Genomic DNA, 23,993 nt, shown 5'->3' on the forward strand with positions numbered 1-23,993 from the left:
GAAGATAATCGGGGCGTACGTTCCGTTTATGACCGTACCGGAACGTGCGCCCCGCTTGCCAGGGGGGCGTGAGCTGAGGAGATTCCGGCCACTGCGCGCGGAGGCCGCCGGCGGAGCGCGGGCGGTCGGTGGCCGGGCTGACCGCGACGGTGATGCGGCTGGAGGCACTGGCTTTCGTGGCGGCGGCCACGTTGTCGCTCTTAATCGAACGGACTAGTCTGTTCGATTAAGGGAGGGATCATGGCGACGAGAACGAGGAAGACCAACACCGAGGAGCGCATCCTCCGCACCGCCGGGGAGCTGTTCTACGCCAATGGGCTGCGTGGCGTCGGTATCGAGCAGGTCATCGCCGAGTCCGGGGTGGCCAAGTCGACGCTGTACGTACATTTCCGCACCAAGGACGAACTGGTGGCCGCCTACCTGCGGCGGACCGACGACTCCTGGATGGCGCAACTGCAGGCAGCCGCGGCGCGCTCCGGTGACCAGCCGGCTAATCAACTGGTCGGGCTCTTCGACGCGCTCCTCGACGCCTTCGACCGGCACGGCTTCTTCGGTTGCCCTTTCGTCAGCGCGGCGGTCGAGGCGCCGTTGGACTCGGAGGCCCGTTCGATCACCATTCGTCACATCGAGCGCCGGCAGGCGTGGCTCACGGAGTTGACCACGCGGGTCGGTGCGGCTGACCCGGTCGCACTGGCCCGGCAGATCGGGCTCCTGATCGATGGCGCGTTGGCCTCCGGTCGACTGCTCCAGGACCGAGCGGTGGTGGACGAGGCGAAAGACGCCGCCCGGTCACTGGTCGCCCACGCGTCCTGATCCCCGTTCCTCAATAGCTACAGATCGAACTTTCGGCACTCGAAGAAGAGGTAAGCGCCATGCGCGGCGTACTGCTCAGGGAATTCGGCGGCCCGCTGGTCCTGGAGGAAATCGAGAAACCAGCACCCGGTCCCGGACAGGTGTTGGTCCGGGTCGCGGCCAGCGGTGTCAACCCGCTGGATACCAAGATCCGAGCGGGAAAGGCCGCACACGCGCGGAGCCAACTGCCGGCCGTACTCGGTATGGACCTGGCCGGCGTCGTGGCCGAGGTCGGCCCCGAGGTCACCGGCTTCGCTCCCGGCGACGAGGTGTACGGGCTGACCGGCGGCGTCGGCGATCTTCAGGGATCACTTGCCGAGTACGTGGCCGTCGATGCCCGGCTGATCGCCCCCAAACCGGAGTCGCTGAGCCTGCGGGAGGCCGCGGTAGCGCCGCTCGCCGTCGTCACCAGTTGGGAGGCGCTGGTGGACCGGGCGCAGGTGAGCGCCGGGCAGCGGGTGCTGGTCCACGGCGGTGCCGGCGGAGTCGGACAGATGGCCGTCCAGATCGCCCGCGCCAGGGGTGCCGAGGTCTTCGCCACCGGATCAACCCGGAACCTGGAGACCATCGCACGCCTCGGGGCCACTCCGATCGACTACAGCACCACCCCGGCCGAGGACTACGTCGCCGAGCACACCGACGGCGAGGGCTTCGACGTCGTCTTCGACACCATCGGCGGCGCCACCCTCGACCTGTCCTTCACCGCGGTCCGCACCTACACCGGCCACGTCGTCAGCGCACTCGGCTGGGGCACCCACAGCCTTGCGCCGCTGTCGTTCCGTGGCGCCAGCTACTCCGGGGTCTTCACCCTGATGCCGATGCTGACCGGTCAGGGACGCGAGCACCACGGCGAGATTCTGCGCGAGGCCGCCGCCCTGGCCGACGCGGGCGGGCTGAAGCCTCTCCTCGACCCCCGGCGGTTCACCCTGGCCACCGTCGCCGACGCGCACGCCCTCGTGGAGAGTGGCGCCAGCACCGGCAAGGTCGTGATCGACGTGCAGTGATGCGACTCCGTCGCGTTCCTGCGCGTACGGCTTTCTCCGATATAATCGGGGCGCACGTTCCGGTTTGAGGGGCGGCGGAACGTGCGCCCGGCCTGTCAGGAGGATCGTTGACGGAGAAAACTCGGCCACTGCGCGCCGACGCGGCCCGCAACCGAGCGCGCGTGCTGCGGGTCGCGTACGAGACCTTCGCCGAGGAAGGCGCGGGTGTCCCGATCGACGAGATCGCCCGCCGGGCCGGCGTGGGCGCGGGCACCGTCTACCGGCACTTCCCGACAAAGGAGTCGCTGCTCCAGGCGATCGTGGCCGACCGGATGCACCAGGTCGTCGAACGGGCACGCACCCAGGCCGAAACCGACCCGGGGGAGGGGCTCTACGCCTTCCTGTTCCAGATGGCCGAGCAGGGCGCGAGCGATCTCGGGTTCTCGGACGCGTTGGCGGGTACCGGCTTCGACCTGGCGGAGGCGCTGCCGGACGCCGAGCGTGAGTTCATGGGCATGGTGGCGGACATCCTCGCCCGGGCCCAGCGGGCCGGAACCGTCCGGCCCGACGTACGGGCCGCCGACGTCAAGACCTTGATCGTCGGTCTACAGGCGATGCGGCGCTTCCGCGACGACGACGAGCTGATGCGCCGCGTCTACCCGGTGATCCGGGCCGGCCTTGCCGTACCCGGTTCGCCCGCCGGCGCCCCGTCGAATCCGGACACGGCGGCTGGGACGACGAGCCGATAGTCGGGCCGCCCGAGTTGGGCGGCCCGGCCCGCGCCCGCTTGCCGGGCCTCGTCGTCGCGGCGGCGATGGACGAGGCCCGACCGCGGATCAGCAGTAGAGATTGGCCCCGGCGGGTACGCCGAGGATGCCCACGAACTGCTGGTACTTCGTCACACGGCTCTGCACCTGGCCGGGGTTACCGCCGTTGCATTCGATCGAGCCGTTGATGCTGCGGATGGTCTCGCCGAACCCGGCGCCGTTGACCATCGCGTTGTGGGCGGTCATGGTGCCCGGCCCGTTCTGGGTCATCCAGTACCAGATGCCGGTCTTCCAGGCCACCGCCGCGTCGTTCTGCACCAGCCAGGGGTTGGTCAGCAGGGGCAACCCGAGGGCGTTCCCGGCGGCGTTGTAGTTGAAGTTCCAGCTCAGCTGAATCGGGCCGCGCCCGTAGTAGGCGGCCTGCCCGGCGGGGCAGCCGTACGACTGCCCGTAGTCGCAGTAGTGCGGGTAGTTCGCGGTGTTCTGCTCCACGATGTGGACGAGTCCGCCGGTCTCGTGGTGCACGTTCGCCAGGAAGGCCGCGGCTTCCTGACGCTGGACGGTGGCGCTGCCGGTCCTCGCGAACGCCGAGTAGGCGGTGAGGGCGGCGACGAGTCCGGAGTACGTGTAGAAGGAATTGCGGCCCGGGAACATCTGGTTGAACTGGGCCTCAGTGACCACGAAACCGCCGGGGTTGGTCGGGGGCGGGGTGGTGGGTGGTTGGCCGCCGCAGGTGTACGGCTCCCAGTACCAGGTGCTGATGATGGGGTCGTAGCCCGGGTTTTCGTGCTCGGCGATGTAGTACAGCCCGTTGGTGTACCGCACGATGCTCCCGGTGGGGTACCAGGTGCCGGCGGCCCAGTTCGGGTAGTTGCAGCTTCCGCCGGGAGGCGGCGTGGTGCCGCCGCCGCAGGCGCCGAGATCCCGCCAGACGCCGGTGGTGCCGGGCGGTGCCTCGTTCTGGGTCCACCACAGGGCCTGGTAGTTGCGGCCGTTGTGCGAGACCTGGTTGCCTCCCCAGTAGACGGCCGAGGACTGCCACGATGCGGAGCACGCCGCCGCTGATGCCGGAGTCGACGGGATGATCGCCACCAGTGCGCTGGCGACAACGAGTGCCGCGAGCGCGACCAGGGCGCGCAGTCTGGACATGTGATCACTCCTTCCTGGGATCCTGCGGACCGACAGTCGGCTCCGCATTGATAGGAGTGACTGTAACATCTTCTGTTCACAAACTTTACTAATCTTTGACGGCGGGGACGCGGACCGTTTCGGCCCTGCCGTCGAGTGCGGTCACTGGACGTACACGGGGGCGGTGGAGCGGTTGGTCGGGTCGACGATCACCACCGCGTACCTGAGGGGGCGGGGATTGACGGCGGTGTCGCGTACGACCGTCGTGGTGCCGGTGATCGGCACCGGGGGCAGGACGACGGTCGGGTTCGCCCCGGGTGGGTAGATCCGGTGGACCACGAGTTGATGTGGTGCGATCGCATGCCGGTGGGACACCGGCGTGTTCGTCACGAGGATCTCGTTGAACTGACCCCACCGGACCATGGCCCGGGGTACGAGTGCGGTCTCCGGCGTGAGCAGCGTGCTGGCAGGTGGGGACGTCGGGCCCCAGCCGGACACCTGCGGACCCGGTTGGGCGCCCGCGATCGGATGGATCTGGCTCTCGACGGGCAGGGCGCCCGTGGGCAGGTGCGGTTCGGCCGGGTAGCGCACCTCGGCCAGCCAGGTCAGCCGGACGAACCCGGGAAAGCCTGCGGCCGGACCGTCGGTGACGGTGACCGACCAGGTGCCGTCGGCATCACGGGTGAGCGGAATTCCGGTCTGTACGACGGGGACGTACTCGGGGTCGTTGTTGGTCAGGCGTCCGCGGCGCAGCCGTGCCTGTGGCGGCTCGGTGTGCCCGGTGAGCAGGTCGTCGCGCAGCCCTGTGGCGGTGATGGTGACGTCCACCCGGCCGTCCGCGCGCGGCTGTACCCGCACGACCGGCGCGGGCGGGCGGTCCGGGGCGGGCACCGCGATCGGCGTCAGTCCGCAGGTCTCGAACGCGGTCTCCACCCCGGCGCTGGTCACCGGTACCACCCGGACGAACTGCACGTGGCGCAGCGACCCGGGCAGTCGGTGGGTGAAGCGCACCACCCCATCCGGCGCGGCCCGCAGCGGTTTCGGTGTGACGAGAGTGAAGCGACGCCGGTCGGTGAGCTCTCCCGACCGTGCCCAGACCTCGGCTGCCCGCGTGCACCGTTGGCCGTTGCCCGAGCCGCCCAGCCGGTGTTCGTCGCCGAGGTACACCCGATATCCCCACGCGCCACCGCTCCACTCGAGGCCGACCTCGCTGTCACCCATCGGATCCTGCTCGCCGGCGAACAGCAGGGTCGGCGCGACGTGCAGCGGGGCGTAGGCCCGTGGGTCGTGCACCGTACGGTCGACCTGTGCGGGTTCGGACGCCTGACCGGCCGCGTCGACCAGCCGGGCGATGACGGGTATCGCCGCCGTCTCGCCCACGCCGAACTCGCGTACCGCGACGGTGGCCACGACCGATGTCGCGCCCGAGGGCACCGGGACCGTGGGCTGTTCCACGCCGTCCACGGTCAGCAGGGCGAGGGTCGCCGGCGCCCCGCCGGGGCCGATCACGTCCCGGGAGGGCAGCCGGCCCGGCAGGGTGGGCCCGGGTACGCCGATCCGGATCCGCAGCGTGCCGGGCGACCGTGGCTGGAGCCCGCCAACCGGGGTGGCGGGCCGGAACTCGGCTTCGACGGTGGGTGTCGGCGGGCCGACCGTGGGTGGCGCGGACGCGGTGACCACGGTGCGGTCGCTCCACCGACCGAATTCGTCGGCCCGCCACAGCCCCCAGGACGCGGCCTGACCGGGGACCGCGAGATCGGTGACCATGCCCGCGTCGTTGTGGTGCTTGTCCCAGTGGGCGACCATGGCGCGTGCCCGGTGCACCGATCCGACCTGGATGGTGTCGTGCAGTGACACCGGGGCCCCCGGGGTCAGCCTGGCCAGCCCGAGCATGCCGCCGGCGGCCGGGCCCAGCAGCGGGATCCGCTGGGTCCACAGCCGCTGACCGGTCGTCACCCGCCAGGTGCTCGGTGGCATGGCGATGGTGCGCGGGGGAGCGGGCCGGTCCGGCGCGGTCTTGGCCGCGACGGCCACCGCCATCAGCGGTACGGCGGTCCAGCCGTCCCCGGGTCGCGCCGCCTGCAACTGGGCCAGCCGTTGGGCGGCCAGTGTCGACAGGCCGGGATACCGGCTGTACAGCGCGGACACGACGTTGGCCGGCGGCGGGAAGCCGGTGACGAGCGATCGTAGCGTGCCGGCGTCGTGCGGCCGGTCCATCGGCAGCAGCCACAGTCCGGCGACCATCCACAGGGTGCACGCCGACGCGCTGGTCGGCGGTTCCACCCGGGTGGCCAGCCCGAGGTGGCGGGCGACAGCCGGGTCGACGGCCGAGGCGAGCAGCGCGGAGAGTGGGGAGATCGAGCCGGAGGCGGCCGGGACCGCGCCCCCGGCGAGGCTGACCGAGGTGTCGAGCGGTGGCGTCACCGGATCGGTGAAGCACCGGCCGAGCCAGTAGTCGAGGCCCGACGGCGCGCCGGACAGGGCCTGCACCCGGTTCACCTCGTCGGCCGGGGTCAGCGCGGTCACCGCGCCGTCCGGACGGTCCGGCGGGCCCATGCGTTTGGCCGCATCCTGCTCGACGCGGGTCCGGGCCGCGGTCGCCGGATTGGTCGTCGGGTCGGGCACGTACCAGGGGCCGGCGCCGGTCGGCAGACCGAAGGAGACCGCCCGGGCGGGGTCGATCGTGATGTACGGCGACTCCGTGCTGACGATCTCGACCAGGTCGACCACGCCCGCGCCACTGATCCGCAGCAGCATGATGTCGGTGCCGCCGAACTCGTACGGCGACGCGGTGCGGCTCGCCAGCACTCTGGGCTCGGTATCCGGCAGTTCGGTCGCCGGGTCCAGCACGTCGACCCGGAAGGCGCTGCCCGACTGGGTGAGCAGGCGGACGAAGCAGCACCGGACCGCCCGGAACGTCCACTGCCAGCCGTGGATCACGAGGTAGTGGACGTCGTTCGCACTGGTGTGCCGGATTCCGCCACCGGTGCCGGCGACGGAGAGGTCGGCGTTCAACCAGACGTGGGTCGTCGAGGGTTCGAGCTTGTCCGGTCGGGTGTAGATCGGCACCACGTCGATCCGGAACGCGGTGAACGGGTGCAGCGGAAAGCCCAGCCGTGGTGCGAGGTTCACCCGCAGGTGGGTGCCGTCGGGCAGCCAGGGGTCGCCCGCCGTGGTGATCGCCGACGCGCGCAGCAGGTGGGACGGGGCCACCATCGACCGGCCGGCGGCGGCGAGTTCTGCCGCCGGTTGGGCGGCGGCCGGGTTGCCGGGCACCACCGACGCGACGCCGCTGGCCACCGCGCCGCCGAGCAGGGTGCGACGCGAGAATCCCTTGTCGGACATCAGATCTCCTCGGCGAAGCGGGGTGTGGTGTTGCACGAGCAGAGCAAGTTCGTCGTCACCGTGGTGGTCCCGCCGGTGGCGAGGGGGCGGTTTTCCTGGATGGCCAGCCGCAATCCGTAGGCGGGCACCGCGGGTGAGGTCGTACGCAGCAGCACCCGGCACCCGGAACTGTCCCGCCACACCTGGTCGAAGACGTTGGGAGCATTCAGCGACCGCAGTTGGACCCGGGGCGGGGCGTTCCCGTCGGCACCGGGCTCCCGGCCCATGTCCGGCCGCTCCAGCGGTTCCGGCGACTCCAGCAGCACCCCGGACAGCACCCAACCGGAGCCGCTGCGGATCCACAGCGCGCTCGTCCTGGCCCGGGGCGCCGGGCGCAGGTCGAGGCCCAGGTCGCGGAGTACCCGGGCGAACACACCGTCGCCGCTGCTCGGCGGGGGCAGTGTCGTGGGTGCCGTCACCGCCAGGTCACTGGCGATGCCGGTGGTCCCGGTGCTGATGAAACCCAGGTCGCCGAATTGTTCGAGAGCGGAGGCGTAGCGGGAGGTGGTGAACACCACGCCGGGCAGGCCGACACCCCCATGGCTCTGTCCGCGCCTGCGGAACCAGACGGCCAGGTCGTAGGTCCCGCGTGGCTCCAGGGGGACCTCGGGCACCAATGACGCCCCGACGGCCGGGCGACGACATGCCCCGGTGGACGCCAGCGCCAGGGCGTGCAGCCGCCGGTCAGCCGTGGCGAGTTGCCACGCCCCGATCAGCCCGACCAGGCGTGCGGTGACCGGGTCGGGCGGTGGGGACGCCTCGGGTTGGGTGTCGGTACGGCGCAGTCGCAGGAGCGTGTCGTACTCGTAGCGCCCCGCCAGCGCGGTGATGTGCTTCCGGCTGAAGCTCGCCGCGACCGGATCGTCGTGATACCAGAACCGGGTGCCGTCGCCGGGCACGTAGCCGAGCAGGTACCGCTCGAGGTAGGCCGGGTCGAACCGGTCGACGGCTCGGAAGATCGGCGTGAAGGCGCTCGCGGCGAAGGGCGGTGGCGCCTTTCTCGTGCCGGTCTCCGGTGCGGTGCGGAAGTAGTAGTCCGTGCTCGGCAGGACCGCCTGCTCCTGCCCGGCCCGCACCAACACCGTGTTGGTGATCTTGTAGAGGGTGTCGGGCCGGAGCAGGTTGGTGGTGTCGTCCAGCGGCCGGTCGGCCTCCGTGCGGCCGGCGGCGGCAGCCTGTGACCTGCTTGCGTTCACTGCTGCCGCATCGTTCTGCGCCAGGTGGTGCATCCCGCGTACGCCCAGCACCTCGACCCGGTTGCGCGCGTAGTAGTACAGGCGGAAGCCGCGCTCAAGCACGTTCGGGGGCGGGGTGTAGCAGTAGACGCGATGGTTGGGGTCCGGGCTGAGGGTGTGTGCGCGGGTCCACTCGGTGTTGGAGTTCCACGAGAACACGCGGATGGTGTCCTCCGTCGTGGTCGCCCGCACCCGGAGCCAGAGCCTGGGCTGGGAGATGGGCTCGTCGAAGGTGAACTGCGCGAGGGCGAGCATCGGCGCGCCGGTAGCCGCGCGCCATTCTCCCTGGAGGGGATGGGGCAGGAGCAGCCCGCCGGTGAAGGCGCGGTCCGGGGTGGAGAGCCCGCCGGTGATCTGACGGGGACCACCGGGGTGGATCGGGGCGGGGAGACCAACCGAGGCCAACCACGACGCCCGTAGCGGCTCGTTGTCCAGGGTGACCGTCACCCGCCCCGTCACCCGCGAGCGGAACCGGTCGGCTGGCAACGCCTCCGGTGGCACCTCCCAGCCGGTCGCGGTACGTCTGGCGTCGGCGCCCAGCAGCCAGCCGGCTTGGGCGGTGAGCGACGGTCCGCAGAGGTTGCGCAGCGGGATCAGCGGGTCCTCCGGCAGGCTCTCGCCGCCGTCGGCCAGGGTCTGGATCCACGGGACGGGGTCGGTGGAGAGCAGGCTGAGGTGCCGCGCGCTGGTCAGTGGGTTGGGCGAGTTCTGGTCGGCGGCCGGTATCCACCAGGTGGCGTCCGGATTGCCGGGCAACGGGATCTCGCCCTGGTCGGTGACGCTGACCATGTTCAGGTGGGTGAGCGCGTAGTGGTACCGCAGTTCCGTGGTGCCGACCTCACCGGTGCTGGGATGCGGGTCGACGAGCCGGAACGGTCCGAGGTCGCCGGGCGTGTCCGCCTCGGGGCGGGGACCGACGGTGAAGGCCAGCACCGGCACCACGTCCGGCCACACCACCGGTGCGTTGTCCGGGTCGGTGGCCGCGTCGGCGATCGTACGGCCGTTGCGGTCCATCAGCGCGACCCCGGTGAGCGGGCTGACCAGCGGGATCGGCGGCGCCCCTGGCTCGTCGCCGAGGCGGAAGTCCACGCAGCCGCCGATGGAGAAGAAGGCCAGGTCCACCTCCCCGCAGACGTGGAAGTCGACCAGGTGCCGGGTGCCGGGACCGACCTGGAGCTTCAGCGCCGCGCTCGCGGCGACCGACACCGGGCCGAGGTCGAGCGACCCGGCCAGGTGGCCCTCGGCGGCCAGGACCGGTGACTGTTCCCCTCCGCTCTCGTAGGGCATCGTGCCGATCCCGGCGACCAGCGACGCGGACATCTTCAGGCCCAGCGGGCCGAAACGCAGGTCGCGATGCCAGCCGGCGCCCATGCCCACGGAGAAGCCGCTGAGGTCGCGGCCGTCGTCGAACAGGTCGGGCAGGCCATCGCCCCCGATCATGAGGAACGCCCAGGCGTGCTCGTCGAGGATGTCCGGCAGGATGGTCGCCAGCACCGGGGCGCCCCGGTCGTGCTTGCGGTCGCCGCCGACCCGCAGGAACCAGTCCTTGCCGTGCTTGGGGAAGTGCGCGCCGATGGGCACGGTCAGTTCGAACAGCACGGGTACGCGGTAGCTGCCACGCAGCCCGATGGTGAGGCCGTCGTCGCCGTACGCCAGCCCGCCCAGGTAATTGATCATGTCTCCGTTCGGCGGGGCTCCGATCTCGCTGAGCCGTGCCCTCGGCCCGAGCAGTGTGCCCTTGAGACTGGCGTTGACGGCCACGTCGGGCACGCTCAGCGCGAACATCGCCCTGGCGGAGAAGGTGAACCCCAGGTCCGGAACGGTGCCCAGCACCGCGCCGATGCCGAGGGTCGTGCTACCCGGCTCGAACCGGGTGTGGCCGGTCCGGCGTGGGTCCCAGGAGAGCTGCTGGGCGACGATGTCGTCACCGGGTGGCAGCGTGATCGCGGTGTTGGCGCCGAAGACGCCCATGAAGCCGAAGACGCCGAGGCCGGTCGGGCCCAGCGGCACCGGTCCGGGCAGGTCGATGGCGAACGCGACCAGGATCTGGTTGCCGTCCGGGCCGTGGTCGGCGGTCATCAGGTACGCGTCGGCGGCGAGGTTCAGTGGCGGGATGCTCGCCGCCAACCGGATGTCGGTGATCGGGCGGCCGGTGGTGGCGTCGGGGAGGATCTTGAGTTGTCCCCTTCCCTCGATGACGTCCAGACCACCGCCCGCGCCGGGGAAGGCCAGCGTCACCGCCAGCCCGCGCAGGGAGACGTCGAGCGTGCCACCGTCCACCGTGGCCCGGATGGTGGCGCCCTCCACCCGTACCGGCCCGAGGTCCAGGGCAAAGGACAGATCCACCTCGAACCACGTCGAGCCCCTGCCCGACCGGGTGCCCAGTACGTCGAAGAGCGACCCGAGGTGTTCGACCTGCCAGCCCCCCGGGTCCTCGACGTCCACCCGCGCGGTGCGGTAGTCGAGGGTGTAGCGGTCGAGCCCGGTGGCGGACATGTCGACCCGCAGCCGCACTCCGTGGAAGCGCACCCGCATCGGCCGGGCCGGATCCATGCTCACGCCGAACCCGTTGCCACCGCCCACGGTGAGCGGCTTGACCACGATGTCGGCGCTGTAGTCGACGGTGAAGTCGAACACCGAGGCCGTGGTGTAGCCGATGGTGACCCCGTGCACGACGACCTGGCCCTGCTGGGTGAGCAGGGCACTGAGCCCGAGCGCGGCCACGAGCAGGCCGTGCACCAGTGCCCCGCTGCCGTCGTCGCCGGGGCGTGGCGGGGGCTTCGGTGCGTCGGCCATGACCGCGGTGGCCAGTGCCGCGGCGGTGATGACCGCCTTGGGGGCCACCGACGACTGCGCGGTGGCGCGTACGGCGATCAGGCCCTGGTCACCGTCGGACTCAAGGGCCGCGGTGAACCCGATGACCACCGGGTTCTGCCGGGGGTCGCGAGCGTAGCGGACCCGGACCCTCGTCGGGTTGCCGCCGCCGACAGTCAGCTCCTCACCCAGTGCGGGAACCGTCGTGCCGTCGATCGGCAGCACCGCGACGATGTCGACGAGCGTCGGCAGGAGGTCGCCGAGGCGGGTCGCCGCAGGGTCCCGCCACTCGACGGTGGCGGTCAACTCGGGGCGGCCGTCCACCGCCGGCAGTCGTACGGTTGCCGTGGCGTCCACTCCCGCCGGGCTGGTCAGCGAGAGGCTGGCGGTGACCGTGGTGCCGCCGGCGAGCGGAACACCACGTGGCACGTACAGCTTCAGTTCCGGGATCGACAGTCCACGCCACGCCGGCTCCTGACCGGGCGGGGAGAGCGTCGGGTTGTCGTCGATCAGGATGACGCCGCCGGTGAAGGCCATACCGACGCCGGTCGTACCGAACAACATCGCCGGGGGGTTGAGGCGTACCGTTATCAGCTCGTCCTCGGCCAGTCCCTTGGGCAGCAACCGCATCCGCGCTGCCTGACCCGCCGTACCCGTCACCCGTACGACCAGTTCGCCGTCCACCCGTAGCCGCCCCGCGACCGGCTCCAGCCACTCCTGCCGGCCGGCGCCCGTGCCGCCCGAACGCGGCTCGGCGGGCACGAGCGGCGGCGTCGTCGGGAGGTAGAACAGCGGGCCCGCCGTGCCCAGCAGGGCGATGTCCACGCGCCAGTTGACGGGGGTTCCCTCCACGGTCACCATCGCGGGGTGTCCGGTGGCCACGGTGAAGCTGAGGAAACCGGGCAGCACCGGGTTCACCAGGATTCGACCGTCGAGCGTCGTCGGTGTGCCGGGACGGACCACCACCTGATCCACCGACCGCAGCAACGTGTCGATGTCCGGTGCGATCAGCACTTGATTGGTGAGGCTTCGAGAGTCCAGGTAATCCCGCAAGTTGGCCATCAGAGAATCCCCATCCACTTCGTGTTCACAAGCCGTGCAGGGACCCCGGATCGACGGGAGTCGACGATCCGGCACGGGGGAGCTGAATCGGGAATCAGCTTTCGTCGGGCAGGCCGAGTGGCAGGTCGTGAATGCGCCGAGACCACTTGTCGGACCGACGACTGGTACCCCGACCCGCATGGAGTGGGGCAGCCGCGAATCTCGTCACGGTCAGCCGCCCCCGCGTCGATCGTCTACGTGACTCTTCCGGCGGGATTGGCGGTCATCGGCTAAACGACAAGGACCTGGACCACGGAGGCGCATGGCCGCCGCCTTTCGAAGGGGACGGTACGCAGCTATTGAAGCATGTCCATGGCTGGAGGATCTACTGGCGTCGAACGATCGGGTTCGGTCCGCACCGATCGTGCGGGAGGGGCCCGGGCCGGGGACCGAACGCGCGCGAGGACCGATCGTGGAAGACCGTGTCCGCAGGCCGTGGTCGTGGAACCGCCGTCCGGTCAGGGGGTACCGGGCTGCCGGCCGGGAATCCTCGCCATGCCCGGTAACGGTCGAAGATCCAACAGTTCCGCTGGAATGCCGTCAATGTGCGACGTGGCACGACGTGGCGAACGAGAGGAACCAGCGCAACCGTCCGTACGACTCAGACGAGCCGGCCCCGGTCAGCGGCCCAGGTGCCCTCGGTCTTGGTCGCTTCGCTGCCGGTGCTCCCCAGCGCCGGTGCCAAGATGCGGGACGGCCCGCCCGACCCCGTCCGGCAGTGGCGGGGTCGAACGGGCCGGATCCGGCTCAGGCGAAGTTGAACAGGGGTGGGAAGGCGAGGACGACGGCCCAGGCCCAGGCGGCGTACACGACCACGTAACGGGTCTGCCAGTTTTCCAGGCGGGCGAAGGGCATCCGGCCGCGTACGAAGCCGAGGAACAGCCATGCCGTCCATGCCAGGTTGGTGAGCAGGATGACGTTTTCGCCCAGTGCCGCGGTCTTGTTGGGGCTGAAGCCCCATTCGGTGATCCGGCCGGTGATCGCCACCAGCACGATGACGTCGATGAGCAGAGCGCTGACGACGAGCGCGAGCTGCAAGCGGTCGAAGAAACCGGATCGGGCCGCGAAGTCACGGGCGGAGATGGCGTACAACAGCAGACCCAACACGACGACGAGCAGCAGGTCGAAGAGGATGAGCACGTCGCGCTCGACGTCGATGCCGTTGTTGGTCCAGATGAACGCGATCAGGAAGGCCAGCAGGGTGGCCGCGAAAAGCGGGGTGAAGACGCGGGTCAGCACCGGCGCCATGTTCTCGATGACGCTCTGCTTGGCCTCCACCAGCCACGCCGAGACGATGATGGCGGCCATTCCGCCGCACGGCAGCAGCCACGACTGGACGAATCCCTCGGCGTTGAGCCCGATGGCACTGAAGGTGCCCATCGTGAAGGCCATGAGTACGCCACCACCCAGCCCGATGAGGGTGAGGTAGATCAGCCATTCCCCGGTGAATCGGATGAAGTCCATCCGCCTCCGGTCTGAACGCCAGTCGCCGCCGACGTACGCGACACCGACGACCAACCAGAGCGCGAGCGGCAGATGGATCGCCGTGAGCACGGTGGTGTGCGAGTCGTTGTCGAGCGGATAGGCGTTCGCGGCGACCGCGCCGAGAACGAACAGCAGCGCGAGTATCCCGATGACCTGGGTGCCGACCCGGCGTTGCCAGGCGAAGTACGCGGCCAGCGCCGGCAGCGCGAAAAGGCTGAGGTTTCGCGCGTAGAAGCCGGAATCGTCCCCCGCCATGTCCAGCCCGAACCAGCCCGGCACCTTGATCGCGAGCGCCGCGATGGCCGCGCAGAGCACCATGACGGGCAATTCGCGACGGATACGGGCGGCGGCCGGCGCGTCCGGCTCCCCGGGGAGTACGAGCTGCTTCCACAGCCGCTCGGAATGCTCGCGGGCGAACTCCCGGGACAGCTCGTCGAGGCTGCCCATGCGCTTGACGGCGATGAGGAACGCCTCGTCGGTGTGCAGGCCCGACTCGGTCAGGTCGGTGATTCGTCCGCGAAGATGGTCTTCCAACTCCTCGGTGTCGGTGCGGTGCAGCTCCCGGCGGCGATTCATGTAGGCCCGCCACTCGGCGATCTGGCCCTCAAGGTCACTCTCGACGGGCATCGTCACGCCTCCCATGCCGGTGTCATGATCGGCTTGACGGACTGGGTCGTGCTCCAGACACCCCGCAGGGCGTCGACGACCGCAGCCCATTGGCGACGCTGCTCGGCAAGCTCGGCGCGGCCCTGGTTGGTGATGCGGTAGTACTTGCGGCGGCGTCCCCCGGGTGGGGTCTCCCATGCCGACTCGACGTGACCGAGCCGCTCCAGGCGGTGCAGCAGCGGGTAGAGCAGGCCGTCGGTCCACTCCAGTTGCCCACCCGACAATTCATTGACCTGTTTGAGGATCGCGTATCCGTAGCTGTCTCCTTCGGCGAGGATCCCCAGCACGAGCGGCGTCGCCGAGGCCGCGACGAGGTCCTTGGTGATGTGCATGTGACCTCCTAACCCTAGAACTGCAATGCATAGTAGTTCTAGGTATCGCGACCACGCAATCCCGGCCAGCGGCGAACGGTGACGGGCCGTACGCGGGGGAGGGGATGCTGGCGGCCGATACCGCGGACGCCGGCGACAACTAACCGATGACCACGTCATCCGTTGGAGATCCGAGGGGCTGCCGTGGCACCGGTTCCGCTCCGACCGGCACCGCCGACTCCCGCGTAGCGCGCTCGCACACCCGGCGGAGGCGGGGCGCTCGGTGGCGGGGCCTTCGACGCCGTGTGCCGAGTGTCGCGGGTGTGTCCACCGGGCTGCGCTGAGCTGGGCCCGTGCACGTCCGGCACCCGTCGGACGTGCGCTTGAGTGCGACCCGACCGTCCCCACCGGAGTGTGTCCACGACGCCGGCCGGGTGGTGTTGGTCGTGACACAGGTGGATCCGTCGCTGCCGTCGACAGTAGGGCGGCTCGTGAACCAAATCAATACTTGACGAAGTTAATTATTGTCCTAGGATTTCGGCCATGTTTCCCGAGAGCGATACCGGTTCGCTTGCCGGGCTGCCGGCGGTGGCGGCGCCGCTGGCCGAAGGTCCACCGGGACGGCCGGCGGCGCCGGCCGCGACAGGACCTCGATCGCGCGCCGTTCCCTGACCCGCGGCATCACCGGGCCCCCGTCCGACCCGTAACGCGACCGCCACCACCCACCGCGTCAGCAGGAGGTTGACAATGCAGTCACCAAGCACACCAGGCAGACAACCCCGAACCGGCGCCGGCCGGCGCCGGGCACGCACCGCCGTCCTGGCCGCCACGCTCGCCGCGACCCTCGGCGCGGGCGTCGTGCCGGCGCAGGCCGCCGCGCCCACCCTGAAGCCGGAGTCGACATCGGCGGTGCCGACCGCGTCCCCGTCCGCCACCGCCGCCCTCGCCGCCCGCCCCTACCTGGGCTGGAGCAGTTGGAGTATGCAGACCTCCAGGTACCCGGGCCTGAACCCCGACGGCGACTACAGCTACCTCACCGAGGCGAACGTGCTGAAGCAGGCGGACGCGCTCGCCGCCAGGCTGAAGCAGTACGGCTACGAGTACGTCAACATCGACGCCGGTTGGTGGCGTGACAACAACTGGACGCCGGAGTTCGACCAGTACGCGCGGCAGACGCCGGACCCGGTGCGTTTCCCCCGTGGCATGAAGGCCGTCGCCGACCACATCCACGCCAAGGGCCTGAAGGCCGGCATCTACCTGCCCGTCGGTCTGGAGAAGGAGGCGTACGGCAACGGGGTGACACCGATCTGGAATGCGCCCGGATGCACCACCGCCGACATCGTCTACCCGGACCTGCGCACCACCAACGGCTGGGACAGCGCCTACAAGCTGAACTTCGACAACGCCTGCGCACGCGAGTACGTCGACTCGCAGGCGCAGATGTTCGCCGACTGGGGATACGACTTCCTCAAGCTCGACGGCGTCGGCCCAGGATCGTTCAAGTCCGGCGACAACTACAACAACGTCGCCGACGTGGCCGCCTGGCACGACGCCATCGCCGCCACCGGCCGACCGATCCACCTTGAGCTCTCCTGGTCGCTGGACATCAACCACGCGGCCGACTGGAAGAGGTACTCCAACGGGTGGCGGATCGACACCGACGTCGAGTGCTACTGCAACACCCTGGTCAGTTGGGAGAACTCGGTCGACGACCGGTTCGACGACGCGCCGGCCTGGAGCCGCAAGGCCGGGCCCGGAGGCTGGAACGACCTCGACGCCCTGAACGTGGGCAACGGTGCCATGGACGGCCTCACCAAGGCCGAACGGCAGACGTACATGACCCTGTGGGCGATCTCGAAGTCTCCCCTCTACACCGGTGACGACCTCACCCGCCTCGACGACTACGGGCTGTCCCTGCTGACCAACCGTGAGGTCATCGCGATCGACCAGAACGGCGCCGCCCCGGCCCGGCCGGTCACCGCGGTCGGCGACCAACAGGTCTGGACCGCGAAGAACCCGGACGGCAGTTGGACCGTCGCCCTGTTCAATCTCGGCGAGGCGCCCGCCTCCGTCACCGCCCACTGGGCGTCGCTCGGGTTCACCGGAAACGCCTCGGTCCGCGACCTGTGGAACAAGAAGAACCTCGGGACGTACAAGAACAAGATCACTGAGGCGCTGCCCGCTCATGGTTCACGGCTGTTCACGGTCCGGCCCAGCGGCACCACGCTGGTCACCACGACCTACGAGGCGGAGTCGGCGGCCAACACCCTCAGCGGTAACGCCGTCGTCGCTGGATGCGACGCCTGCTCCGGCGGCAACAAGATCGGCAACCTCTACGTCGGCGGGAAAGTGCAGTTCAACGACGTCACCGTGGCCAAGGACGGGATCTACACCATCAACGTCGCCTACATCAGCGCTGACTCGCGCTCGGTAACCGTCTACTCCAACAGCGGCAACGGGACCAGCCTGAAGTTCCCCCTCACCGGCGACTGGGGCACGGTCGAGAACGTCAGCGTCCAGTTGGCCCTGAAGGCGGGCGCCAACACCGTCACCTTCGACAGCGGCACCTGGTTCGCACCGGACATCGACAAGATCGACGTGCCGCGGACCCTCTGACGTACCCCGTGGGGCCCGGTGCGCACGCCGGGCCCCACGACGAGTGACCACCGACCAGGCACTTGAGGCGCCACACCTGTCGCCGCGCATCCGCCGCTCGCCCAAGATGGAGTATCCGTGGACAACCGGAACACCGACTCGCCCGACCTCCGCCCGAGCCGCAGAGGCTTTCTTGCCATGGCCGCGGCCTCCGGTGCGGTCACCGCCCTCGGCGGCCTGCCCGCCTTCTCCGCCTCGGCGGCCCCCCGGCGCCCCGCCGAATCACCCGTGCTCGCCGATCACGACGCCACGAGGAACCAGCTCTGGTGGCAGGCGCCCGGCTCCGCCAACTCCATGATCGAGCAGGGGCTGCCGGTCGGGAACGGTCGCCTCGGCGCGCTCGTGAGCAACGACCCGGCCAGCGAACTCCTGATGATCACCGATGCCACGCTCTGGACCGGGGGCCTCAACGACAACCTGCAGAGCGACGGGCAGTTCCCGTACGGTCGGGACGACTTCGGTTCCCTGACCCTGCTGGCCACGCTCACCGTCGACATTCCCGATCACGACCTGGGTTCCGTCGACAACTACCGCCGTACCCTCGACCTGGCCCAGGGCCTGGTCACCACCGCGTACGACGTCTCCGGCGTCACCTACCAGCGGCAGATCTTCGCCAGCCACCCCGACGACGTCATCGTCGCCTACTTCTCCCAGCAGGGCCGAGGCACCTACACCGGCACGATCTCCCTGGCCGGCACCCACGGCGAGTCCACCACCGCCAACAGCGCGGGCCGGTACGCCACCTTCGGCGCCGCCTTCGCCAACGGGCTCAGGTACGGTGCCGCCGTCACCGCCTACGGCAGCGGCGGAAAGGTCGTGGTCGACGGAACGTCGATCACCTTCACCGGTTGCCGGGACCTCACCGTCGTCGTCACCGGCGGCACCAACTACACCCCCGACGCGGCTACGCGTTTCCGCGACCCGTCCGTGGACCCCGAGCGACTCGCCCGGAGCAAGGTCCTGACCGCAGCCCGTGAGTCCGCCCGGGACCTGCTGCACACCCACGTCGCCGACTTCCGCCGGGCGTTCGAACAACTGGACGTCAACCTCGGTACGTCCTCCGCCGCGCAGCGCGAACTGGACACCTGGGAACGGGTGCAGGCACGCCACCGGGACAACGTTCCCGACCCGGAACTGGAGGCCGCGTACCTGCAGTTCGGCCGCTACCTGATGATCTCCGGGTCGCGGGGGAGCCTGCCGATCGGGCTGCAGGGCCCGTGGCTGGACGGCAACGACCCGGACTGGATGGCCGACTACCACACCGACATCAACATCCAGATGAACTACTGGCTCGCCGACCGGGCGGGCCTCGGCGACTACTTCGACGCCTTCGCCGACTACTGCCTCGCACAGCTCTCCTCCTGGACGGACGTCACCCGGCGCCTGTTCAACAGCCCGACCAACCGGTACCGCAACTCCAGCGGCAGGATCGCCGGATGGACCGTCGCCATCTCCACCAACCCGTACGGTGGGGGCGGCTGGTGGTGGCACCCGGCCGGCAACGCCTGGCTCTGCCAGAACCTGTTCGAGCACTACGAGTACACCCAGGACCGTGCCTACCTGCAGAAGGTCTACCCGCTCATCAAGGGAGCCGTGGAGTTCTGGGAGGCCCGCCTGATCAGCACGACCGTCACCGACGCGTCCGGAGCCTCCCGGGAGGTCCTGGTCGCCGACAGTGACTGGTCGCCGGAGCACGGCCCGCTCGACGCCCTGGGCATCACGTACGTCCAGGAACTGGTGTGGAACCTCTTCGAGAACTACCGCACCGCGACGGAGGTGCTCGGTCGGGACACCCGCTACGCCCGGACCATCGACGGCCTCCGTAAGCGCCTGTACCTCCCCGGAGTCAGCCCCAGCACCGGTTGGCTGGAGGAGTGGATGTCGCCCGACAACCTCGGCGAGACCACACACCGGCACCTCTCCCCGCTGATCGGACTCTTCCCCGGCGACCGGATCCGCCCGGACGACTCCACGCCGCAGGACATCGTCGCCGGCACGAAGGCACTGCTCACCGCACGCGGCATGAACAGCTTCGGCTGGGCCAACGCCTGGCGAAGCCTGTGCTGGGCCCGGTTGAAGGACGCGGAGAAGGCGTACCAACTTGTCGTCAACAACCTCAGGCCCTCGACGGGCGGCGGCAACGGCACCGCGATGAACCTCTTCGACATCTACGAGACGGGGCCGGGGCGCGGCATCTTCCAGATCGACGCGAACCTCGGAACGCCCGCCGCGATCATCGAGATGCTGGTCTACTCGCGGCCGGGCCGGGTGGAGTTGCTGCCCGCGTTGCCCGCAGCCTGGGCCGCCTCCGGGTCGGTCTCCGGCGTGGGCGTCCGAGGCGGCTTCGTCGTCGACCTCGGCTGGAAGAACGGCAAGGTCACCCAGGCCAGGCTGACGAGCGTCGGCGGCCGGAGCACGACCGTGGTCGCCGGCGGCACCACCCGCCCGGTCCACCTCAAGCCCGGTGAGTCCGTCACGTTGAGGAGCTTCTGAGATGGTCGACCTGGGGCGCCTCGCCTCGCGAGGAGGACATCCCGGCTCCTGGCGCCGACCGTTGGCCGCCGTCTCCGCGCTGGTCACGGCGGTCTGCGTACCCCTGACCGCCTCGACGGCCGCGCAGGCCCGGCCCGCCGCGACGCAGACACAGGTGTCGGAGCAGGCTGGGCTGGCAGCGGACCACACGGGCGGGCAACGGCACTCCGTGATCACCTGGGGTGCCAGCGCGGACCGGCAGGGCGCCGGGCCCGCCGACCGCAGCTACCGGCTGGTCGTACGCACCAGCGTCGGCGGGACGGACCTGCGGATCCGTCTCACCAACGCCTTCGGCGACCACCCGGTGACCTTCGACAGTGCCTACGCCGGCCTGCAACGGCAGGGTGCGGAACTGGTGCGGGGCAGTAACCGCCGGTTGACGTTCGGCGGGCAGCGGTCGGTCACCGTCGCGGCGGGTGGCACCGTACTCAGCGATCCGTTGGCCGGTACGTTGGCCGCCCAGAGCAACCTCGTCGTCAGCCTGTACGTCACGGGTGCCGAGGGACCGACGACCGGTCACGGCATGGCGATGCAGACCTCCTATGCGACCGCGGGCAATCACGCCGCCGAGGAGGGGGCGACCAACTGGACCGATCCGACCAGCTCCTGGTACTGGTTGGACGCCGTGAGCGTGGAGACGTCCCCGACGATCAGCTCGGTGGCGATCCTCGGGGACTCCATCACCGACGGGTGGGCCTCCACGTCGGAGGAGAACCGTCGCTGGCCCGACTACCTCTCCCGGCGGCTTCAGGCGGCACCGGGCAACACCGTCAAGGGCGTCGCCAACGCGGGCATCTCGGGTAACAAGGTGCTGGCGGACGATGCCGGAGAGGCGGCCCTGCGCAGGCTCGACCGGGACGTGCTCTCCCAGCCCGGGGTCAGTACGGTGTTCGTGCTCGAAGGCGTCAACGACATCAAGGCCCACACCGGCGTCACGGTGGACGACCTGGTCGCCGGCTATCGGCAGATCGTCGACCGGGCCCACACGGCGGGCAAGTGCGTCGTCGGCGCGACCGTCATGCCGTACAAGGGCTGGTACGAGTACGACGCCGCAGGCGAGGCGGTACGCCAGGGCGTCAACGACTGGATCAGGCACAGCGGAACGTTCGACGCGGTGGTGGACTTCGACAGGGTCGTGCGCAGTCCGTACGACCCGCAGGCGATGCTGCCGTTCTTCGACAGCGGAGACCACCTCCACCCGAACGACAAGGGCATGCAGGCGATGGCCGACGCCGTCGACCTGTCCGTGCTGCGCTGCGACCGCTGAGCGACGAGCGCAGCTCCGCCGGTCGTGCCGCGGTAGGCGTCACCCGTCCCGCCCGGCCACCGTGGTGGTCGGCCGGGGCGGGTGACGTCCCGTCCCAGGTTCGGGTCGTCTCAGCCGGGCAGTTCGTCTCAGCCGGGCAGTGGGCGTTGGCCCTGACCGGCGCGGGCGCCGCGGCTGGCGTACCAGAACGTGCCGACTGCGAAGAGGGTGCCAGCGGTCAGCCACGAGGCGCTGACCGAGGACGGCTGTAGCGGCCAGGCCCAGAAGCGCGCCGCGTCGCCGCTTCGCGGCCCGGCGGCGTAGACGGCGCAGACGTATCCGAAGGCGGGTAGCCAGGCGAGCCGCGCGCCGAGCAGCGCCGCGCCGAGTGCGACCAGACCGACGCAGCCGAGCGTGTTGCGGAGCAGGGCGTGTGCCCCGAACACCTCGGGCGCTCGCAGTCCGGTCGACGTGAGTGCCGCGCCGATCCCGGCGACGGCGAGCAGCAGGTGGCCGAGGCGCCACCGTCGCCACGGCCGCGCGGTGCCACGTTCCAGCTCTTCGTCCGCACCAGCCAGGGTGGGGCTGAGTAACACCGCGGCGAGTAGCGGGGCCAGCATGACGACCGGCACCCGGGACGCCGGCCCGTCGAAGTACGGCCTCCCGGCGATCCAGGTCCCGGCGCCCCAGGTCAGCAGGGTGACCAGCCCCAGACCTGTGGCGAAGACCGGCCCGCCCCGGGCCCGCAGGTGCAACTCCGCCAGGCGGACGCGCCTCGGGGCCGTCCCGGTGTGGCGGCCACCGCTCGGGTAGGACCGCCTCACAGTCGCGCCCCGAGCTGGACCAGGCGCTCCTGGTCGCAGCCCCGCGCTGCGGCGAGGTACTCGCCGAACCAGGCGCGCTGCTGGTCCGGTGGCAACGCCCGGAGCTGGTCGGTCGGCAGGTCGGCGAAGGGCTGCGGCTCGTCGGTCAGCCACTCCCGGGCGACGTACTGGGTCCTGTCGGCCTCTTCGGCCACCCCGTCACAGGTAGGGAGGCTGGCCTGACCGAACATGTGACGCAGTGAGTCGCCACGTGCCAGGCCGCCGAGCGCCCTCGGCTGCTCGCTCAGATTCAGCCAGACGGTGTCGACGTGGTCCTCCGGGTACTGCCCGTCGGGCAGGGTGTCCAGGTCCGCCACCCGGGTCGGGGCACCGGGAATCTTCGTCATCCGGGCCAGCAGGGGCTGGGTCACCGCCGCGACGTCGCCGAGGATGAAGGCGTTGATCCGCGCCACGCAGACCGTTGGCCCGTCGACGGTGCAGACCGGTTCGATCGCCTGAGGATCGGTCGGGAGGCGTCCTACCCGTGGTCCGGTGAGGAACGGCACCGCCGCCGTGGCGGCGAGCGCCACGGTGAGCAGCGTCGCCCACCGCAGCCGCGAGGCGAGGGCGAGCAGGGCGGCGGCGAGGGCGAGTAACCACGCGGCCTGTGTCAGGTGCAGCTCGCCGGGGATGAACTGTCCGGCGGCGAGGTTGGTGTCCTGGATCGGGGAGAGCCAGGAGGCCCTGTCATTGCTCCGGTAGGTGGCCGCGGACAGTCCGACGAAGGTGGCGAGGCCGGCCACCGGGGCGACCGCCCGGAACGGGACGAGCCGCCCGACGAACACCCCGAGCGCGGCGGCGGTCCAGAGGGCCAGCAGCCCCACCAGTAGCGCCCACCACCAGCCGTGCCCCACGTACGTGGCGGCGGGGGCGATGAGCAACGCCGCGCCGCCGAGCACGGCGACCGTGCCGATCGTGCCTCCCAGGGCGACGGCGAACCAGGCGACCAGCATCGGTTGCCACGCCGGGCGTGCGGTCGAGGTGAGCATCTCGCCCATCGCGCGGCGACGCTCCCGGCCGGCCTGCCAGGCACCGGCGGCGACCATCAGGGCGCAGAGGATCAGCAGAGTGGAGCGGAAGTAGCCGGCCAGTCCCGCCCAGCGGCCGGCCCAGGCGTTGGTGTGCACACTCAGCATCCACACCGTGCCGCCGGCCGTGGCCAGTGCCGCCGCTGGTGCCGTACCCCGGAGAAGTTCGACCCGCAGCGGACGCCTCATCGGGCGACCGCCGCGCGTGCGCCGCGCAGGACCGCCGTGTATCCCCGCTCGATCGCCGAGTCGCCGCTGTCGCTGTCTCCGCCCGTGGCGGCCAGCTCCTGCGGTGTGCCGGCGAAGACCAGCCGGCCGCCGTCGACGAGGCTCACCTGGGTGCAGGCGGCGGCGACATCCTCGACCAGGTGCGTGCTGACCAGGACGCAGGCGTCGACGCCCAGTTCGCGCAGGAGGGCGCGGAACTCGACCCGCTGTTCCGGGTCCAGTCCGGCGGTCGGCTCGTCGAGCAGGATCAGGCGGGGGTCGTTGACGATCGCCTGCGCGATGCCGGCCCGGCGCAGCATCCCGCCGGAGAGGTGCTTCATCCGGTCGTCGGCCCGCTCCAACAGCCCCACCCTGGCCAACGCCCGGTCGACCGCGAGGGGGATCTCCTCCCGGGGCAGCTCCCGCAGCCAGGCGAAGTATTCGACGAACTCGCGGACGGTGAAGCGCGGATAGAACCCGAACGTCTGCGGCAGATAGCCCAACTGTCGGCGAATCCTCCGCAACGCCGTCCGGTCGGCGATGTCCTGGCCGAGTAGCCGCACCCGACCGCCGTCCGGCCGGGCCACCGTCGCCAGCACCCGCATCAGCGTGGTCTTGCCGGCGCCGTTCGGTCCGAGCAGTCCGTGCACGCCCGGGGTGAGCACCAGATCCAGGCCGTCGTGGACCACCCGCTTTCCGTAACCGACCCGCAGGCCCTCCACGACCACTGTCATCG

14 protein-coding genes are annotated in these 23,993 nt (G+C 70.5%); 6 read left to right on the forward strand and 8 right to left on the reverse strand.

Going from position 1 to position 23,993, the window contains the following annotated elements:
* Positions 1-240 precede the first annotated feature (240 nt).
* The 3 genes from ACIBF5_RS18040 (at position 241) to ACIBF5_RS18050 (ending at position 2,584) form a co-directional block, all read left to right on the forward strand.
* Positions 241-813 carry a TetR/AcrR family transcriptional regulator gene (locus ACIBF5_RS18040; RefSeq protein ID WP_396812914.1) on the forward strand — a complete coding sequence of 191 codons (573 nt, stop codon included), beginning with the start codon at positions 241-243 and terminating at the stop codon, positions 811-813.
* Between the two features lie 59 nt (positions 814-872).
* Entirely contained in the window at positions 873-1,856 is a 984-nt protein-coding gene (locus ACIBF5_RS18045) for a zinc-dependent alcohol dehydrogenase family protein (protein ID WP_396812916.1), read from the forward strand.
* A gap of 107 nt (positions 1,857-1,963) precedes the next feature.
* Complete coding sequence (locus tag ACIBF5_RS18050) at positions 1,964-2,584, forward strand: TetR family transcriptional regulator (RefSeq protein ID WP_396812917.1); 621 nt, start codon at positions 1,964-1,966, stop codon at positions 2,582-2,584.
* A gap of 87 nt (positions 2,585-2,671) precedes the next feature.
* Here ACIBF5_RS18050 and ACIBF5_RS18055 read toward each other — a convergent pair whose 3' ends face one another.
* The 5 genes from ACIBF5_RS18055 to ACIBF5_RS18075 form a co-directional block, all read right to left on the reverse strand.
* The gene (locus tag ACIBF5_RS18055) at positions 2,672-3,751 is read right to left on the reverse strand and encodes a glycoside hydrolase family 19 protein (RefSeq protein ID WP_396812919.1); all 1,080 of its coding nucleotides are present in this window, start codon (positions 3,749-3,751) and stop codon (positions 2,672-2,674) included.
* Positions 3,752-3,892: 141 nt separating this feature from the next.
* Positions 3,893-7,075 (reverse strand): hypothetical protein, encoded by a 3,183-nt coding sequence (locus ACIBF5_RS18060; protein ID WP_396812921.1) that lies wholly within the window; start codon positions 7,073-7,075, stop codon positions 3,893-3,895.
* The gene (locus tag ACIBF5_RS18065) at positions 7,075-12,225 is read right to left on the reverse strand and encodes a hypothetical protein (RefSeq protein ID WP_396812923.1); all 5,151 of its coding nucleotides are present in this window, start codon (positions 12,223-12,225) and stop codon (positions 7,075-7,077) included. Before ACIBF5_RS18065 ends, ACIBF5_RS18060 begins: the two co-directional genes overlap by 1 nt.
* 786 nt (positions 12,226-13,011) lie before the next feature.
* A complete protein-coding gene (locus ACIBF5_RS18070) occupies positions 13,012-14,376 on the reverse strand; it encodes a permease prefix domain 1-containing protein (protein ID WP_396812925.1) in 1,365 nt (454 codons plus the stop codon).
* Between the two features lie 2 nt (positions 14,377-14,378).
* Complete coding sequence (locus tag ACIBF5_RS18075; protein ID WP_396812927.1) at positions 14,379-14,747, reverse strand: PadR family transcriptional regulator; 369 nt, start codon at positions 14,745-14,747, stop codon at positions 14,379-14,381.
* A 726-nt stretch (positions 14,748-15,473) separates the two neighbouring features.
* Here ACIBF5_RS18075 and ACIBF5_RS18080 point away from each other — a divergent pair.
* From ACIBF5_RS18080 to ACIBF5_RS18090, 3 genes are all read left to right on the forward strand, one after another.
* A complete protein-coding gene (locus ACIBF5_RS18080; protein ID WP_396812929.1) occupies positions 15,474-17,342 on the forward strand; it encodes an alpha-galactosidase D in 1,869 nt (622 codons plus the stop codon).
* A gap of 117 nt (positions 17,343-17,459) precedes the next feature.
* The gene (locus ACIBF5_RS18085) at positions 17,460-19,874 is read left to right on the forward strand and encodes a glycosyl hydrolase family 95 catalytic domain-containing protein (protein ID WP_396812931.1); all 2,415 of its coding nucleotides are present in this window, start codon (positions 17,460-17,462) and stop codon (positions 19,872-19,874) included.
* Position 19,875: 1 nt separating this feature from the next.
* Positions 19,876-21,180, forward strand: a complete 1,305-nt coding sequence (locus ACIBF5_RS18090) for an SGNH/GDSL hydrolase family protein (protein ID WP_396812933.1) — start codon at positions 19,876-19,878, stop codon at positions 21,178-21,180.
* Between the two features lie 128 nt (positions 21,181-21,308).
* Here ACIBF5_RS18090 and ACIBF5_RS18095 read toward each other — a convergent pair whose 3' ends face one another.
* Genes ACIBF5_RS18095 through ACIBF5_RS18105 form a run of 3 tightly spaced genes read right to left on the reverse strand, consistent with a single transcriptional unit; the run spans position 21,309 to position 23,991 of the window.
* Entirely contained in the window at positions 21,309-21,983 is a 675-nt protein-coding gene (locus ACIBF5_RS18095; protein ID WP_396812935.1) for a hypothetical protein, read from the reverse strand.
* Entirely contained in the window at positions 21,980-23,239 is a 1,260-nt protein-coding gene (locus tag ACIBF5_RS18100; protein ID WP_396812937.1) for a hypothetical protein, read from the reverse strand. Before ACIBF5_RS18100 ends, ACIBF5_RS18095 begins: the two co-directional genes overlap by 4 nt.
* On the reverse strand, positions 23,236-23,991 hold the full coding sequence (locus tag ACIBF5_RS18105) for an ABC transporter ATP-binding protein (RefSeq protein ID WP_396812939.1): 756 nt from the start codon (positions 23,989-23,991) through the stop codon (positions 23,236-23,238). Before ACIBF5_RS18105 ends, ACIBF5_RS18100 begins: the two co-directional genes overlap by 4 nt.
* Positions 23,992-23,993: the final 2 nt, after the last annotated feature.

The organism is Micromonospora sp. NPDC050417, assembly GCF_044458865.1.
In the GTDB taxonomy this organism is placed as follows: Bacteria; Actinomycetota; Actinomycetes; order Mycobacteriales; family Micromonosporaceae; genus Micromonospora_G.